This window comes from Plantactinospora sp. WMMB334 (genome assembly GCF_049179095.1).
Classification (GTDB): domain Bacteria; phylum Actinomycetota; class Actinomycetes; order Mycobacteriales; family Micromonosporaceae; genus Plantactinospora.
Genome location: NZ_JBMHME010000002.1, coordinates 2,961,140 through 2,977,750 on the forward strand (window position 1 = coordinate 2,961,140; position 16,611 = coordinate 2,977,750).

A 16,611-nucleotide genomic window follows, 5' to 3' on the forward strand; every position below is an offset into this window, starting at 1 on the left:
CAGCGGATGTCCATCATCGAGGAGCTGGGGGCCCGGGTCCGGGCGGCCTGTGACGAACTGCCGGTCGAGCTGGTGATCAAGGGACTCGACTCACTCAAGACCGCCTCGGAGCGGCTCCGCTGGGTACGCCAGGAGTCCGCGGACCCGATGGGCGTACCGGAGCTGTCGGCCGCCACCGAGCACCTGGAGACCGCCGGGCACGCCCTGCGGCTGGCCCAGGACCAGTTCGCGGCCTATCTGACGGCGATCGGCCTGGGCCCCGCCGGCCCGCCGGCCGCCGGACCGCAGCGGCCACCCGGCGGGCCCGCCGCCCGGACCGCCGACGAGCCGACCGGGCCGGCCCGGCGGGTCGCGCCGGCGGCGACCGGCGGCTGGTGGTCGGTCCGGGTCGCCGAGCTCTTCGACTCGCGGGACACCCCGGCGCCACCGCCGGACCAGCAGGTCACCGACGCCGAGGAACTGCTCCGCCGGGTGACGACCGGCGTCCGCTCCGGCGACCGGAGCCGGCTGCACACCGAACTGCGCGCGGTGGAGGCGAACGTCGGGCTGGGGCTCGCCTCGGTGGCCCCGCCGATGCTGCGTGACCTGGCGACCAAGCTGCTCGGCCATCCACCCCGGGCGGCGGACCTGCCGAGGCTGCGCCGCGAGGTGACCGGGCAGGTCCGGGACCTGGTGCCCAACCTGCCGGCCGGGGTGCTCGACACGCTGCTCAGCCGGGTCTGCCGGATGCCGCCGCCGAAGGAGCCGGTGGAGCAGCCCCATCCCGCCGATCCGGCGGTCGCCGCAGGAGTCCTCACCGGCCTGCTGATGCGCCGGCTCGGCCTCGACCAGCGTCCCGTCACCGCACGCCGCCCCCGGGAAACCCATGCCTGATCTGAGGACCCAGCTCGTCACCCGGGTCCGCACCATGCTGTCGCACGCCCTGGGCGCCTCCCGGGCCCGGCTCGCGGCCGCCCGGAGCGAGCTCGGCGGCGCCGAGGACCGGCTGCGCCGGATCCGGGACGCGGCCTCCCGGGTGCCGGAGCGGGTCGGCGCGGAACGGGACCGCCGGGTCACCGAGCTGGCCGACCGGTACGGCGCGGAAATCGTCCGGCTCGCCTCCCGGGCCGCCGAGGCGGCCACCCGGGAGGCACCCGGCGCCGCCGGTGCCGGCTGGTCCGGCTGGCGCCCGACCCCGGTCGTCCGCAGCGAGGCACCGGGTCCGCTGCGGATCGGCACGGTACGACTGCCGGGCAGCCCGCCCGTACCGGCCCTGGTGCCGTTGCTCGACGCCGGTCACGTACACCTCTCCGGGACCGACCGGGGCGGCTGCGACGCGGTCGTCGCCGCGCTGCTGCTCCGGGCCGTCGGCCGGGGCGATCCCGGCTCGGTCCGGCTGGTCGGCTACGACCCCGAGCACCTGGGCGGCGGCCTGGCCGGCTTCGCCCCGCTCTCCACCGCCGGGCTGCTGACCTTCGTCGGGCCGGGCGGCCTGGCCCGGCTCCTCGACGACCTCGTCGACCAGATCCGCCGGATCAACGAGTCGGTGCTGGCCGGCGAGTACGCCTCGCTGCGCGAGCTGGCGGCGGCGACCGGCCGGCGCCCGGAGCCGTGGCGGGTGGCGGTGCTGCTCGGCGGCGACGAGCTCTCCCGGCACGAACGGGGCCAGCTCGACCGGGTGGTCCGGACCGGTGCGGCCTGCGGCGTCCACCTGGTGGTACGCGGCATCGAGCTGCCCGACGAGCCGCACGTGCACCGGGTGGTGGTCGACGCCGCCGCGACCCGGCTCTCCAGTTGCCCCGGGCTCGCCGTCGACCCCGACCCGGCGCCGCCGCCCGGACTGGTCACCGAGACCTGCCGGCGGATCGCCACCCTGGTCAACGCGGGCCCGCCGCCGACGCCCTTCACCGACCTGCTGCCGCCGGTCGACGAGATGTGGCGGGAGGACTCCGCCGCCGGCCTGGTGGCGCCGATCGGGGACGGCCCGCAGGGCCGGCCGGTGACGCTGGCCCTCGGCGACTACCCCCCGCACGCGCTGATCGGCGGCCCCTCCGGCACCGGCAAGACCAATCTGATCTTCGCCTGGATCGGCTCCCTCGCCGCCCGCTACTCCCCCAGCGAGCTGGAGTTCTATCTGCTCGACTTCAAGGAGGGGGTGTCGTTCGCCCGGTTCGCGCAGGGACGCCGCGACCCGAGCTGGCTGCCGCACATGCGACTGGTCGGGATCAACGTCAACACCGACCGCGAGTTCGGCCTCGCCCTGCTGCGCTTCCTCGCCGAGGAGTTGCGCCGCCGGGCGGACGCGGCCAAGCGGCACGAGGTGACCAAGCTCGCCGAGCTGCGCGCCGTGGACCCGGGCGGGCGCTGGCCCCGGATCGTCGCCGTGGTCGACGAGTTCCAGATGCTGCTGGCCGGCCGGGACGCGGTCGCCCGGGAGGCCGCCGACCTGCTGGAGGACCTGGCCCGGCGGGGGCGCTCCCAGGGCATCCACCTGGTGCTTGCCTCGCAGGACGTCCGGGGCATCGAGGCACTCTGGGGGCGACCGGCGCTGGTCGCCCAGTTCACCCTGCGTATCGCGCTGCCCAAGGCGTTGCGCATCCTCGCCGAGCGCAACGACGCCGCGCAGGTGCTGCCCCGGCACCACGCGATCGTCAACGCCGAGTCCGGGATGGTCGAGGGCAACCAGGTGGCCCGGATCCCGGCCGCCAGCGACTGGGGCACCTGGAGCGACCTGCAACACCGGCTGTGGCGGATGCGGCCGCCGGACGCGGCGCCGGCCCGGCTCTTCGACGGTGACGCGATCCCCCGGCTGGACGAGGCACCCGACTTCGTCGCGCTGCGCCCGCCGGGCGAGCCGATCCCCGTCGGCGTTTCCGCCGACCGCGCGTCCGGCGTGGCGATCTGGCCCGAGGGGGTCGGCCCGGAGCGGAGCGCCGTGTCGGCCGGCGGTGACCGGCCCGGTGCCGGCGCCGAGCGGACCGGCGGCGGTACGAAGCGGACCGGTGGCGACACCGCCACGGAGCGGACCGGTACCGCCACGGAGCGGACCGGTGCCGGCGCCCGGGGGCCGGTGGCGCTGCTCGGCGAGATCATCGACGTGCAGGCGCGGTCCGCCGGGATGCGGCTGCCCCGGGCACCGGGACGGAACCTGGCGGTGCTCGGCACCGGCGTCGACGAGGCCTGCGCGGTGCTGGACGCGGCGGCCCGGTCGCTGCGCCGCCAGCACCGGCCCGGCACCGCGCGCTTCTCGATCGCCTGTCTCGACCCGGACGCCGACTCCGCCGCCCGCGCCCTCTACGAGGCGCTCGGCCCGGACGCCGCCTGGTACTCCGAGGAGGACATCGGCGAGCTGATGGCCGAGACGGCGACCGGGCTCGGCACCGCCGGTGCTCCCGGCGAACCGCACTACCTCCTGCTGTACGCCGTGGACGCGGCGACCGGCCAGCTCGGCACCGCCATCGCCGGGCGTTCCGGGCTGGATCACCTGCGGCACATCCTGCACAACGGGCCGGAGCGACGTACCCACACCCTGGCCTGGTGGCGGGGGGTGGCCCGGATGCGGGCGGACCTCGGCGGCCCGGCGTCCCGGACCGACCAGATCGGTGCCTGGGTCGCCCTCGACGTGCAGGGCGGCGAGCTCACCTCCGCGCTCTACCCCGGCGCCGGCGGCGGTCCCGACTGGTACCCGCGGCCGTGGCGTGGACTCTTCTTCGACCGCTCGGTACACCGGACCGGTCAGGTGATCATTCCTTATGGACCCTCACGATGAGCGGTGACCTGGAACCCGACCTCACCTACGCCCGCGTCATCCGCCGGCTCGCCGAGCTGAACGGACGGGCGGAGAAGGAACGCGCCGAGGCGGAAGCCTGGTACGCCCGCCAGGTGGCCGCCGCCGACCGGGCGGTACGCGACGCGGAGCAGGGGGTACGCCGGGCCGAGGCGGAGGTGGCGGAGGCCCAGGAGGAGGTCGACCGCACCGAGGCGGAGTCGACCCACCTCTGGAGCATCCTGCGCGGGCAACTCGGCGCGGACCGCCGCATAGGTGAACCGCCGGTACCGCGCAACGGTGAACCGGCCGACGTCGAGGCACTGCTCGACGGGGTACGCGAGCTGCTGGAGCGGGCCCGCAGGCCCGGTGAGCTGGCCCCCGCGACCCGGCCGCTGCTGGCGCTCTTCGGCGTGCTCGGCGCCGCCGCCGCGTACGCCCTCGGGCTCGCCGCCCGCGCCGTCGGCGACCGCTACGGAGGTGACCTGGCGGTCGCCATGCCGGTGCTAGGGCTGCTGGTGACGCTCCTCGGTCCGGTCGTCGGGCTGGCACCGGCGCGGGTACTCGCCGACCGCCGGCACGCCGGCCTGGACGTGCGGGCCGTCCTGGTGGTCGTGGTCGCCGGCCTGGTCACCACCGTGGCCCTCTTCGGCCTACTCCGCTGAGACGTGTGAGGAGGGGGCCCTTCTTATACAAAAACCGATAAGAAGGGCCCCCTCCTCACGCCGGAACCGCGATCGCCTCGCGGAGGAGGCGGCAGGCCAGCACTATCCGGTCGGCGTCGTCGTCCAGGCCGGGCAGCTCGCCGACCCGCCGTACCCCGCCGGAGAGGAACGCCCGCAGCGCCAGGGCGCACTGGCCCGGGAAGGTGACGGTGCGGTCGAAGAGCGCGAGCGCGACCCGGCCGGCGCCGTCGACGCCATCGGCGCCGGGGGCGGGCGGCTCCGCGGTCAACTGCCAGCGCAGCCCGTCCCGTGGTGCGAGCCGGGTGTCGGCGTCCACCGAGGCGATCGCCGCCGCCTGGGCGAGGGGGCGGATCGGCGCGGGTCGGGCCGCCGGCCAGGCCCGGGCGCGCAGCCGGGCGGCGACCGCCGCCGGGTCGGCCCGCAGCAGCCAGTCCCGCAGCGCCTCGACGGTCTCGGTCAGCTCCGGTTCAACCTGGTCGACCTCGGCGACGTCCACCCCGAACGGGAGCGGGGCACGCAGTCGTGGGTCCTCGGCGGCGAGGTCCAGCAGCGCCTCGACCATCGCGTACCGGGTCACTGCCCGGACACCGACGGTCAGGTGCAGGCTGCTCTCGTCCTGCGCCCGGGCGCTGTGCAGCCAACCCCGGGGCAGGTAGAGCGCGTCGCCGGGGCCGAGCAGCACGTCAAGCGCGGCCGGCCCGTCGGCGACCGCGGCGACCTCGTCGGCCCGGCCGCCCCACGGCTGCCGCTCCAACGGGTCGGGCAGCACCGGCTCGTGCACCTGCCAGTGCTTGTGCCCGTCGACCTGGAGCACGAAGACGTCGTGCGTGTCGTAGTGGGTGGCGAAGCCCTGGTTTCCGGGCGGGGTCAGATAGGCGTTCACCTGGAGCGGCTGGCCGAGGAGCAGGCTCAGCTCGCGGGTGAAGTCGATAAGCGGTGGCCAGGTCCGGTGCAGACCCTGGAGCACCAGGGTGGCGCCGTCGGCGTAGAGCGCGAGGACCCGCTCGTCCAGGACCTGATCGGTGATCTCGGCTCCCGCACCGCCGCCGCCGGTGTACTGCCCGGCCGGCAGCACCTGCCCGTTCTGGGCGACCCGCAGGAACGGGGTACGCAGTCCACGCCGGCTCAGCAGTTCGTCGGCGTCCGCCGGGCTGAGCAGGTCGCGGAACCCGTCCGGGTTGCCGAGTTCGGCGGCCCGGGAGAGCAGGGGCGCCCGCCCCCAGTGGGTGGCGGCGAACTTCGCCGGTTCGACGGCGACGCAGCGGGCCAGGGCGGGCCGGTGGGCGGGGCCGGGACGGCTCTCCGACGCTCCGTCGCCGGGACGGCTCTCCGAGGCTCCGTCGCCGGGACGGCTCTCCGAGGCTCCGTCGCCGGGACGGCTCTCCGAGGCTCCGTCGCCGGGACGGGCCGGGCGGCCGGCGCCGCCCGACCCGGTCGTCGGACCCGTTCCCGGATCGGCCGGCACGCCGGGCGGAGCGGGATCGCCGGCCCCGGAATTACCGGTCACCGGGTTATCGGCAGCCGGATCACCGGCCGCCGGATCACCGGTCGTCTGATCCGGCACCGTGCCGGCCGATCCGTCGTACTCGGTCATGAGGCCGGGCTCACCGGGCGGCGCTGTCGGCGCCGCCGTCCTGCTGGCCGGGGGTCGCACCCGCATCGGCCGGACCCTCGGCCGCACCGTCGGCGCCACCGTCGTGCTGCCCCGGCGTCGCGCCGCCGTCGGCCGGACCCTCGGCCGCACCGTCGGCGCCACCGTCGTGCTGCCCCGGCGTCGCCCCGGCGTCGGCCGGACCCTCGGCGGCACCGTCGGCGCCGCCGTCCCGGCCCATCGGATCGGCTCCGCCGTCGGCCAGGCCCTCCCCACCGCCGCCGGTGGTCCGGATATCGTCGTCGTCGAGTCTCATTCGGTGCTCCCTCGGATCCAGCGCCCGAGTCTGGTCGTCTCGGGCGTCGCTACGCGGATGCTGGTACCCCGCGCCCGATCACCTCTAACCCGGCAAACCGGTCCGCTCCCGCCGTGCGGTGATGTGCGACCAGTGAGGTGACTCGGCGACCCGGCACGGTGCACCGGCGAGCCGCGTCCCCGGCGCGGTGGACGCGGGCTGTCGGCGCTGCGGGACGCGATGATGGGAACGCACCGACCCATCCGGCCCGGCCACGGGAACCGGCCACGGGAACCGGCCACGGGAACCGGCCACGGGAACCGGCCGGCGCGGCCGGGAGAAGCGTCTCGGGGGCGGAGACGGGACGGTGCCGGGCAGGGTCGGCGTCGTACCGGAAACCTCCCGGTAATTGGGTCGCCCGCACCGGGTGTCCGACCTGGTGGCGGCCGGGTCGGGTCGGGAAACCCGCAGCTCAGCGGCTGGTGTACGGCGCCGAGCTGTCCCGGACGACCAGGTCGGTGGAGAGCTCGACCCTGGGCGTGTCGACCGGTTCGCCCTGGGCCAGCCGGAGCATCGTCCGGGCGGCCAGCAGCCCCATCTCGGCGAGTGGCTGGCGCACGGTGGTGAGCGGCGGCGACGCCCAGCGCGCCTCCGGCAGGTCGTCGAAACCGACCACGCTGACGTCGTCCGGCACCCGGAGCCCGCGCCGCCGGACCGCCTCGTACGCCCCGAACGCCATCTGGTCACTGGAGGCGAAGATGGCCGTCGGCGGCTCGTCGAGGTCGAGCAGTGCGGCGCCGCCGGAGTATCCGGACTCGTGGTAGAAGTCGCCGGGGACGATCAGCTCGTCGCGCAGCGCGATGCCGGCGGCGTCCAACGCGGCGCGGTAACCGTCGAGGCGGGCCCGGCTGCAGAGCAGTCGCGGCGGACCGGCGATGAAGCCGATCCGGCGGTGCCCGAGCGAGAGCAGGTGCTCGGTGGCGCGCAACCCGCCGGCCCAGTTCGTCGCGCCGATCGTCGGGATGTCGAGGTTGGGCACTCCGGCGGGGTCGACCAGCACCATCGGCACGTTCAGCCGGCGCAGCTCGGCGTGCACCGGTGGGGCGAGGTCGCTGGCGACCAGGATCACCCCGTCGGTCGCCCGGGTGCGCAGGTTCTGCAACCACTGCCGGGTCGAGGTCGACCGGCGGTGGATCGCCGAGACCACGGTGCCGACCCCGGCGGCGTGCGCGACGTCCTCCACGCCGCGGATGATCTCGACGGCCCAGGGGCTGTCCAGGTCGTTGAAGATGAGGTCGATCAGGCTCGCCCCGGCTCGCGGCCGGGTCGCCCGGCGCCGGTAGCCGTGCCGGCGGAGGAGCTCCTCCACCCGCTCCCGGGTCTGCGGCGCCACGTCGTTGCGGCCGTTGAGCACCCGGGAGACCGTCGGCACCGACACGCCGGCCTCCTGGGCGATGGCGGTGATGGTGATCCTGCGTCCTTCGTCGACCGTCACGAGGCAGCTCCTTCGTTGTGGCCCCAGCCTACGACCGAAACACTTTCGAGGCTGTACCGGTGTCCGTCGCGCGCCCTCCCAGTATTTTGCCCCACGCTCGGGGTTGACTGACCGCACGGCGGGTCATAACGTTCCGATCGAGTTACGGAATAATTCCGGAAAGTTTACGCCGGAGAGGATCGTCAATGTGGGTGCCCCGTCCCGCCGCCACGACCCCGGCCTCACCACTCTGATGGAGATCTCCGGCGAACCGGTCATCCCGGGTTTCCATCCGGACCCAAGCGTCTGCCGGGCCGGCGACGACTACTACCTCGCCTGTTCGAGCTTCGAATACTTTCCCGGGGTGCCGATCTTCCACAGCCGCGACCTGGTGAGCTGGACCCAGATCGGCAACGTTCTCGACCGGCCGAGCCAGCTCGCCCTGCCACCCAGTACGCCCTCCTCCGGCGGGGTCTACGCGCCCACCCTCCGCTACCACGCCGGCCGATTCTGGTTGATCACTTCGAACGTTCCCCGCGGGGGCACCCTGCTGGTCACCACCGAGGATCCCGCCGGCTGCTGGTCGGAGCCGGTCCACCTGCCCGACGTGCCCGGCATCGATCCGGACCTCGCCTGGGACGACGACGGGACCTGCTGGTGCACCGTCGCCGGCATCGACCAGATGCGGATCGACCCGCTGCGCGGGACGACGCTGAGCCGGCCGCAACGGATCTGGTCCGGCACCCCGGGCACGCAGGCGCCCGAGGCCCCGCACCTCTACCAGATCGACGGCACGTGGTATCTGCTGATCGCCGAGGGCGGCACCGAGCGCGGTCACGGCATCTCGGTGGCCCGGGCCCCGGCCCCGGACGGGCCGTTCGAGCCCTGTCCGGCCAACCCGATCCTCAGCCACCGCAGCACCGACCACCCCGTGCAGAACACCGGGCACGGCGATCTCGTACAGGCCGCGGACGGTTCGTGGTGGCTGGTCTTCCTCGGGGTACGCACCCGGGGCGGCACGCCCGGCTGGCACGTGCTCGGCCGGGAGACCTTCCTCGCCCCGGTCACCTGGTCGGACGGCTGGCCGGTGATCGGGCCCACCGTCGCGGCGCCGCGTACCTCCACCATGTCCCCCGCGCCGGCAGGTGCCGCGCCGGCGCGGGACGACTTCGACGCCGCCGAACTGCATCCCCGGTGGATCTCCCTGCGGAGCCGCCCGCCGGAGGACGTCTCGCTCGTCGAGCGCCCCGGCTGGCTGACCCTGCGGGCCCGGGGCGGATCGCTCGACGACCCGGCCGTGACCTTCGTGGGGCGCCGCCAGGAGCGCCACGACGTCCGGGTACGCGCCATGGTCGACCCCGGTGCGGGCCGGGGCGGCCTGGCCGTACGCCTCGACGAGGCGCACCACTACGCGGTGGAGCTCGGCGGCGGTGAGGTCTGCGTACGGGCCCGGATCGGGCCGCTGGCCCAACGGCTCGGCAGCCGTCCGGTCACCGGCCCGGTCGTGCTGCGCATCGAGACGTGGTCCTCGGGGCCGGGCATGGACCATCCCCGGCAGGAGCCGGACATGGTGCGGCTCGGCTACGAGACCCCGCACGGCGAGTTCGTCCTGCTCGCCGAACTCGACGGGCGCTATCTCTCCACCGAGGTCGCCGGCGGCTTCACCGGCCGGGTGATCGGCTGCTACGTCACCGCCGACGCGATCGGGGTCGACTGGTACGACTGCCGCTTCCTCGGCTCCCTGGACCGGGCCGAGGTCGTCGACGACCTGGTCGACGCCTGACGGAGCCGGACGCCGCCGCCCCGGCACGCCCGCTGCGCTATCCGTCGGTGGCGGCGGCGATGCTCCGTTCGAGCACGATCGCCTCGTAGATCGGGCTCATCCCGACCGACCGGTAGAGCCGGACCGGCTCGACCGGGTTGCTCAGGTCCACGCCGAGCCCGGCGTACCTCCGGCCCTTTCCGGCGTAGCAGGCGAAGGCCCGGGCCAGCAGCGCCGCGCCCACGCCCCGGCGCCGGTACGCCCGCAGCACCGCGAGCTGTTTCACCCAGCCCTCCTCCTGGTCGAGGGTCTGGTCGGCGGATTGCAGGATGCCGACCGGCTCGCCGTCCACCTCCGCCACGAACCACTCGTCCCAGGCGACGCTCGGCAGCGCGGCCACCTGGGCACGCCACTGCTCGTAGCCGGCCGGCTGGTAGTCCGGGGTGTCCCGGAAGGCGGAGTCCAGGATCCGGTGGAAGGTGCGCAGCTCAGCGTCGTCGGTCGCCACCACCGGCCGGACCAGCACCCCCGGCGGCGGGGGCGGCGGCTCGGCGGGCACCCCGGCCAGCGACCGGCGCATCCGGGCGTAACGCTTGAGGAACGCGAAGCCGGCGTCACGCAGGACGCCGATCCAGCGTTCCTCGCCGGGCAGCGCGAGGGCGCGTACGGTCATCTCGGCGTGGCCGAACTCCGCGGCACGTTCGGCGGAGCGGGCCAGCTGCATCGTCAGCAGTGGCACCTGGGCCGGCAGTCCCCGCTCCGGGTGCACGTACACCTCGACGGTCTCCCGGGGACCCCGGTGGGAATCCTCCAGATAGGACCAGCCGCGCACCTCGCCGTCCGGCCCGAGCGCGAGCCAGCTGTCCCGGTCCGGGTCGAGGTCCGGCGAGGTGAGCGCCTCGCGTACGTCGTCGGCGCTGAAGTCGGGATGGCCGAGGGCGGCGATGTCGCTGGCCTGTACGACGGCGAGGATCGCCGGCACGTCGTCGAGGCAGGGCCGGCGCACCGACCAACCGGGAGGCATCCGCATGCCGAGCATCTAACCCGCCGACGGCGACCTCCGCCTCCGAGTTATTCGCCGGTCAGCGGGCGAAGGTGCCGACCATGTTGCCGCTGGCCAGCTCGAGCCTCCGCAGCGCGGCATGCACGTCGGGCGGCTGCGGGGCGCCGGGCAACTCCAGTGGACGGTTCACCGCGTAGAGCCGGAAGAAGTACCGGTGCGGGTCGTCGTCCGCCGGCGGATGCGGACCGCCCCAGCCCGCCGTGCCGAAGCCGTTCGGCCAGGCCCGGCCGCCGGGCGGGGTCCCGCCCTCGGCGACACCGCCGGAGGTCGCCTCGATACCGGTCACGAGCCAGTGCAGGAACGGCGTCGTCCCCGCATCCCGATCCTCGACGAGCAGGACCAACTCGGTCGCCTCCGCCGGGATGTCCGACCATTCCAGGGGTGGCGAGACGTTGCCGCCGTCCCGGGAGAACCGGGCCGGCAGCCGGTCGTGGTCGTTGAATGCCTGGCTGCGCATCAAAATTCCCGCCATGGCGTCGCCCTTCCTCGAGAGTCGCCGTCCCGTCCCACGCCCGTCGCGGCGCGGTCAGCCGCGGCGCCCGGCGCAGCGCCGCCCGCTCCGCCGCCCCGCCCCGCGGCCCTTGCCGGTCTTCCGCCCGAACAGGTCGTCGAGGAGCAGGGTGAGGCCGGCGCCGACCAGCCAGCTGTCCTTGGCGATCGGCACGCCCTGCTGGGTCGGCCGGACACTGCCGGGCTCGTGCATGCCGGGGGTCGCCCAGTACAACCGGAGCAGGCCACCGCCGAAACCGACCAGCCCGAGGCCGACCAGGGCGGACGGGATGAGCGGCAGCAGCAGGGCACTGCCGAGGGTGACCTCCGTTCCGGCCAGCAACCGGGCGAACTGCCCCGGCCCGACGCGCCGGAGCGGAGGGATCGCGTCGGCGGCCATCCCGTGCATGCCCTCCGCGGCCTCGCCCTCCAGGTTCCACTTCGAGAGCCCGGAATTCAGGACGAACGCGCCGATCGCGGCGCGCAGCGGAAGATGGGACACGTTCATCGGTCGCTCCGCTCTGCCGGTGCCCGCTGTCCCCGCCCGGCTACCCGGATAGTCGCGCCGCACACCGGACCGTCTCCCGCCGGCACCGGCCGCCGGCCGGTGCCGGCCGCGCCGGACCGGCGCGTCCACCGGGACCGGACCACCGACCCCTCGGCGCGCCGGGTCAGCCGGCGAGTTCCCGCTCCAGCGGGGTGCGGAACTGCGGCGTGACCCGGGCGTCACCGAACCGCCCGGCGCGTTCCGCCGCCGCCTCGACCGCGCCGACCGCCTCGGCGCCGACGGCCCGGCCGGTACCGCAGACGGGTCAGCCCTGGCCGAACGAGCCGAGGACGATCTCGCCGGCCGGCTCGTAGGTGCCGATCACCACGCCCTTGCGGGAGACCCGGCTGTCGGCGAGCCTCAGCCCGAGCGGGACGGTGCCGTCCGGGAAGAGGCGCTTGCCCTCGCCGAGGACGAGCGGAAAGACCAGTAGACGATACTGGTCGACGAGATTGTGCCGCAGCAGGGTCCGGATCAGGTTGCCGCTGCCGTGCACCTGCAGCTCCGGACCGTCGGCCCGCTTCAGCGCCGCGACGCCCTCGGCCACGTCCCCCTCGATCAGGACCGACTTCGCCCATTCCAGCCGCGACAAGAAAATCTGTCGGCGGCCGGGTCGATGCCGGCCCGCTAGTCCGCGAACTCGATCACCTCCGTCGCGTCGCGCCGGGGCACCTGTGGCAGCGGCCTCGGGTCGGCGACGAAACCCAGCCGGACCACCACGTACGGTTCACCGATGTCCGCGAGCAGGTTACGCAGCAGCCAGCGCGGCCATTCCAGTTCGATCGGGTCGGTCAGCGGGGCGGTGGCGAGGCCCTCCACGACGGCGTGCAACAGCAGCGCGGAGAGCGCCTCACCGCCGGCGAGCAGCTCACCGGGGCCGTCGCCACGACCGAACAGGATGGCGTAGGTGGCGCCGCGGTCCATGCCGTCGCCCGCCTCCAGCCCGGCCGTACCGTCGAGGGCGTGCTCGCGCAGCGGCACCCGACGCAGCGCCGGGCGCACCGCCGAGGCGGGCGGCACCCCGTCCCGGCTGCCGGGCGGGCGGTTGGTCCAGCGCCGGAGGTCGGCCCGATACGCCGGGTCGTCGAGCTCGGCGGCGGCGGCGTTGGCGGTCGCCACCGACAGCATCGGCATCTGGTCGTCGCGGACCAGGTGCAGGTAGGCCCCCTCGGCCTCGACCACCTCGCGCAGCCGGCGCAGGGTCGCCTCGGGGACGCTGCGCTCGTCGAAGGCGCGTCGGTCGGTGCGCCGCCGCTCCCCCGCACCGTGCTGCCGCCGCTGCTCCGGATCCGGCTCCTGCCGGCCGGTCACCGTGACGACGGCCAGCAGATCCGGGTCGGTGGCGTCCGGAAGGCGGACGACCTCGGTGCGGTATCCGGCCACGGCAAGGGCCAGTCGGGCGTGATGCAGGGCAGCCCCACAACTCACCAGCAGCAGCCGCCGGTCCGGGTCGACGCTCCTGACCTGCCGGGCGCGGTCGGCCCGCAGCGTCAGCACGGCACCGGGCCCGATCCGCCAGCGCCACGGCTGGGTGTTGAACACCGAGGGCGCCAGCAGCGCGTACGCGGCGGCGGCCTCGAACGCGGCGCGGGCCTCGGCAGCGGGCACGACGGACTCGTCGGCGACCGCCGGTACGGCGCTCGGCTTGATGATCATGAGACTCCTCCTCGTCCGCTCCCCTGCATGATCCCGCCCCTCCCCACATGAATACGGTGCACCGCCACCGGGGCACGGCGGCAGGGCCGCACGTCCCGGGGCACCGGGCCGCATTTCCCCTACCGGCGGACACGGCGTTAGGGACCTTCGGCCCTGTCACCGCGGGCCGTCGGCCGGATAGGAAGGAAGGGTGATTCGAGTTTTCCTGCTCGACGACCACGAGGTGGTCCGGCGCGGCCTGGCAGGCCTGCTGCAGAGCGACGGTGATATCGAGGTTGTCGGCGAGTCCAGCTCCGCGCAGGAGGCGGCCCGCCGCATCCCGGCACTCCGCCCGGACGTGGCGATCCTGGACGCCCGGCTACCGGACGGCAACGGCATCGACGTGTGCCGGGACGTGCGGGCGGTCGACTCCACGATCAAGGGACTGATCCTCACCTCGTACGAGGACGACGAGGCGCTCTTCGCGGCGATCATGGCCGGCGCCGCAGGTTACGTCCTCAAGCAGATCCGCGGCACCGACCTGGTCGACGCGGTCCGCCGGGTGGCCGCCGGCCAGTCGCTGCTGGACCCGGCGGTCACCGCACGGGTGCTGGACCGCATCCGCAGCGGTGTCGAGCAGCCCCGCGAGTTCCAGTCGCTGACCGAGCAGGAGCGCCGGATCCTGGAGTACGTGGCGGAAGGGCTCACCAACCGGGAGATCGCCGGCCGGATGTTCCTCGCCGAGAAGACGGTGAAGAACTACGTCTCCAGCCTGCTGGCGAAGCTCGGCCTCGAGCGGCGTACCCAGGCGGCGGTGCTGGCCACCCGGCTGCTCGGCGAACGCCACTGAGCGGCGCCTGCTCGGCGAACGCCACTGAGCGGCGCCCCGGGACGGCGGCACCGACCGCCACACGAGGGGTCAGTCGCGCAGCGGCACCCGCCAGACGAGCGTGGTGCCGGTCGGTTCGGTCCGGCCGATCTCGAACGTGCCGCCGTGCCGCTCCGCGCGTTCCCGCAGGTTGACCAGTCCGCTGCGGGCCTGCGCCGGATCGGTGCCGACGCCGTCGTCGGTCACCCGCACGCAGAGCCCGCCGTCGCGTACCTCGACGACGACCGTCACCCGGCCGGCCCGCGCGTGCCGGACGGCGTTCGACAGCGCCTCGCCCAGCACCGCGAGCAGATCGGGGCGGGTGCCGTCGGGCACCGCGCTGTCCACCGGCCCGGAGATCTCCAGCACCGGCCGGAACCCCAGCGCCCCGGCGGCACCGGCCACCAGGTCCCGGATCTCGGTACGCAGCGCCGCGGCCATCGGCGTACGCAACTCGAAGATCGCCTGCCGGATGTCGCGGATGGTGGAGTCGAGATCGTCGACGGTGGCGTTGAGCCGCTGCCGCACGTCCGGCCGGCCGGCCAGCGGCGCCACCGTCTGCAGCTGGAGCCCCATCGCGAAGAGCCGCTGGATCACCACGTCGTGCAGGTCGCGGGCGATACGCTCGCGGTCCTCCAGGACCACCAGCAGCTCCCGCTCCTCCTGCGCCCGTGCCCGCTCCAGGGCGAGTGCGGCCTGCCCGGCGAACGTGGCGAGCAGGGTGCCCTCGACGTCGGTACCCGCCTGCTGCCCGCTGGGATAGCCGACGACGAGTACGCCGTGCAGGGCGTCCCCCGTGGTCAGCGGGGAGAGCAACCCCGGGCCGGCGCCGACCGTCACCGGCCAGGGCGCCGCCTTGGCCAGGCTCTCCACCACGGCCTGCCGGCGGCGGGTCACCGGTTCGACGAACGCGGTGTCGTCGGCGGCCAGCACCACGCCGACCAGGTCGTCGACGGCGGCGTCGCTGTCGACGACCTCGACCGTGAACTGGCCGGCCTCCTCGTCGTAGAGCAGCACCATGGCGACGTCCGCCTCCGCGACCTCGCGGGCCCGCCGGGCGATCAGCCGCAGCGCGTCGGTGCGACGCACCTCACCGAGCAACACCCCGGTGATCTCGGCGGCGGCGGCGAGCCAGCGCTCACGCCGGTGCGCCACCGCGAAGAGTCGGGCGTTCTCGATGATCACCCCGGCGGCGGCCGCGAGCGCGACGACGATCTCCTCGTCGTCGTCGGTGAACTCCGCCGCACCCTGCTTCTCGGCCAGGTAGAGGTTGCCGAACACCTGGTCACGGATGCGGATGGGCACCCCGAGGAAGCTGTGCATCGGTGGGTGGTTGGGCGGGAATCCGTATGATTGCGGGTGTTTGGTGATGTCCGGCATCCGCACCGGGCGGGGGTCCGCGATGAGCAGGCCGAGGACGCCCCGGCCGTGCGGCAGGTCCCCGATCCGGGCGTGCGTCTCCGGATCGATGCCGTGGGTGATGAACTCGTTCAGTTGGCGGTCGGGCCCGATGACGCCGAGCGCGGCGTACCGGGCGTCGACGAGCCGGCAGGCCGCCGCCACGATCCGGTCCAGCGTGCTGTGCAGGTCCAGGTCGGTGCTGATCCCGACCACCGCCGTGAGGAGCGCACGCAGCCGCTCCCGGCTGGTCACCACCTCGCCGACCCGGTCCAGCACCTCGTGGAGCAGCTCGTCGAGCCGGACCCGGGACAGCGGCGTGATGCCCAGCGAGGGAGCCGCGAAGCCCGGCCCGGCGGATGGCGACTGCGGTTCGGTCACCCGGCGATGTTAACGCCGGGCCGGGGCTGCGCGGCAGGCCCGATCCCCCGCCGGCCGGAGGCCGCCGGTATTCGCCGACCGCCCGGTGGGATCCGGCCTCGACGGGAGCGCCGCGCCATGGTTACCCGGGCGGGCCAACCGGATACCGTCAGTTACCGCCCGCCCCGCGCCGATCACCAGTGACGGGACCGGTGCGCCGCGCGCGCTCCGCCGGGCCAGCCGGGACAGCACCCGGGGTCCGACGAGGTCGTCGTGCCGCCGTCCGCCGGAACCGGGCGCGCCGAGTACCACCAGGTCGGCGGTTGCCGCCGCGTGGCACAGCGCGGTCACCGGGTCGGCGAGCACGAGCATCCGCAGCACCCGCGGCGGGTGCCGCAGGCCGGCGAGGGCCACCGCGATCCGGGCCCGCTGCATCCGGGTCAGGGCGAGCCGCTCCGCCCGCAGGCCGCCGAGGCGCCGGCTGACCGCCCGCGCCGGATCCGGCCAGGCGGTCACCACCAGCACCGTGCCGGCGCGGCGTGCCGCCAGCCGCACCGCCCACTCCAGCGCCGCCCGGGCACCCGGCGAGCCGTCCAGCCCGACGACGATCCGGTACGTCCGCATGTCCGCCTCCGCCCCCTTTCCACCGACGGCCGACCGCTGCCGGCCACCTGCCGCCGGTCCCGCCACGCCCGACC

At 74.8% G+C, this 16,611-nt stretch carries 14 protein-coding genes and 2 pseudogenes; 6 read left to right on the forward strand and 10 right to left on the reverse strand.

Features of this window, described 5'->3' with window-relative positions; genetic code table 11:
- Window positions 1-6: 6 nt before the first annotated feature.
- The 4 genes and pseudogenes from ACN27G_RS12690 to ACN27G_RS12705 all read left to right on the forward strand — a co-directional run bounded on the left by ACN27G_RS12690 (window position 7) and on the right by ACN27G_RS12705 (window position 4,410).
- Complete coding sequence (locus ACN27G_RS12690; RefSeq protein ID WP_421493002.1) at window positions 7-873, forward strand: hypothetical protein; 867 nt, start codon at window positions 7-9, stop codon at window positions 871-873.
- Window positions 866-2,827 (forward strand): annotated as a pseudogene (locus tag ACN27G_RS12695) (FtsK/SpoIIIE domain-containing protein); the annotation flags it as partial. The gene ACN27G_RS12690 and the pseudogene ACN27G_RS12695, both read left to right, overlap by 8 nt.
- Before the next feature lie 213 nt (window positions 2,828-3,040).
- Window positions 3,041-3,748, forward strand: a pseudogene (locus ACN27G_RS12700) (cell division protein FtsK); the annotation flags it as partial.
- Window positions 3,745-4,410 carry a hypothetical protein gene (locus tag ACN27G_RS12705; RefSeq protein ID WP_421493003.1) on the forward strand — a complete coding sequence of 222 codons (666 nt, stop codon included), beginning with the start codon at window positions 3,745-3,747 and terminating at the stop codon, window positions 4,408-4,410. The pseudogene ACN27G_RS12700 and the gene ACN27G_RS12705, both read left to right, overlap by 4 nt.
- 55 nt (window positions 4,411-4,465) lie before the next feature.
- Here ACN27G_RS12705 and ACN27G_RS12710 read toward each other — a convergent pair whose 3' ends face one another.
- The 3 genes from ACN27G_RS12710 to ACN27G_RS12720 form a co-directional block, all read right to left on the reverse strand.
- Window positions 4,466-6,025 (reverse strand): cupin domain-containing protein, encoded by a 1,560-nt coding sequence (locus ACN27G_RS12710; RefSeq protein ID WP_421493004.1) that lies wholly within the window; start codon window positions 6,023-6,025, stop codon window positions 4,466-4,468.
- Window positions 6,026-6,035: 10 nt separating this feature from the next.
- Window positions 6,036-6,338 (reverse strand): hypothetical protein, encoded by a 303-nt coding sequence (locus ACN27G_RS12715; RefSeq protein ID WP_421493005.1) that lies wholly within the window; start codon window positions 6,336-6,338, stop codon window positions 6,036-6,038.
- 451 nt (window positions 6,339-6,789) lie between these two features.
- Complete coding sequence (locus tag ACN27G_RS12720; RefSeq protein WP_421493006.1) at window positions 6,790-7,812, reverse strand: LacI family DNA-binding transcriptional regulator; 1,023 nt, start codon at window positions 7,810-7,812, stop codon at window positions 6,790-6,792.
- 187 nt (window positions 7,813-7,999) lie between these two features.
- Between ACN27G_RS12720 and ACN27G_RS12725 the strand changes: the two genes are divergently transcribed.
- Window positions 8,000-9,574 (forward strand): glycoside hydrolase family 43 protein, encoded by a 1,575-nt coding sequence (locus tag ACN27G_RS12725; RefSeq protein ID WP_421493007.1) that lies wholly within the window; start codon window positions 8,000-8,002, stop codon window positions 9,572-9,574.
- A gap of 37 nt (window positions 9,575-9,611) precedes the next feature.
- On the opposite strand, the gene ACN27G_RS12730 is transcribed toward ACN27G_RS12725, so the two are convergent.
- From ACN27G_RS12730 to ACN27G_RS12750, 5 genes are all read right to left on the reverse strand, one after another.
- Window positions 9,612-10,583 carry a GNAT family N-acetyltransferase gene (locus ACN27G_RS12730; protein ID WP_421493008.1) on the reverse strand — a complete coding sequence of 324 codons (972 nt, stop codon included), beginning with the start codon at window positions 10,581-10,583 and terminating at the stop codon, window positions 9,612-9,614.
- 52 nt (window positions 10,584-10,635) lie between these two features.
- Complete coding sequence (locus ACN27G_RS12735; RefSeq protein WP_421493009.1) at window positions 10,636-11,073, reverse strand: YbhB/YbcL family Raf kinase inhibitor-like protein; 438 nt, start codon at window positions 11,071-11,073, stop codon at window positions 10,636-10,638.
- A gap of 69 nt (window positions 11,074-11,142) precedes the next feature.
- Entirely contained in the window at window positions 11,143-11,613 is a 471-nt protein-coding gene (locus ACN27G_RS12740; RefSeq protein WP_421493010.1) for a hypothetical protein, read from the reverse strand.
- A gap of 304 nt (window positions 11,614-11,917) precedes the next feature.
- On the reverse strand, window positions 11,918-12,244 hold the full coding sequence (locus tag ACN27G_RS12745) for a dihydrofolate reductase family protein (protein ID WP_421493011.1): 327 nt from the start codon (window positions 12,242-12,244) through the stop codon (window positions 11,918-11,920).
- A gap of 35 nt (window positions 12,245-12,279) precedes the next feature.
- Window positions 12,280-13,308, reverse strand: coding sequence for an Acg family FMN-binding oxidoreductase (locus ACN27G_RS12750; RefSeq protein ID WP_421493012.1), 1,029 nt, complete (start codon window positions 13,306-13,308; stop codon window positions 12,280-12,282).
- 190 nt (window positions 13,309-13,498) lie between these two features.
- Between ACN27G_RS12750 and ACN27G_RS12755 the strand changes: the two genes are divergently transcribed.
- A complete protein-coding gene (locus ACN27G_RS12755; protein WP_421493013.1) occupies window positions 13,499-14,137 on the forward strand; it encodes a response regulator in 639 nt (212 codons plus the stop codon).
- 69 nt (window positions 14,138-14,206) lie between these two features.
- Here ACN27G_RS12755 and ACN27G_RS12760 read toward each other — a convergent pair whose 3' ends face one another.
- Window positions 14,207-15,877: a GAF domain-containing protein gene (locus ACN27G_RS12760; protein ID WP_421497314.1), complete on the reverse strand. Its 1,671-nt coding sequence runs from the start codon at window positions 15,875-15,877 to the stop codon at window positions 14,207-14,209.
- A gap of 66 nt (window positions 15,878-15,943) precedes the next feature.
- Window positions 15,944-16,537, reverse strand: coding sequence for a universal stress protein (locus ACN27G_RS12765; protein ID WP_421493014.1), 594 nt, complete (start codon window positions 16,535-16,537; stop codon window positions 15,944-15,946).
- Between the last annotated feature and the right edge of the window lie 74 nt (window positions 16,538-16,611).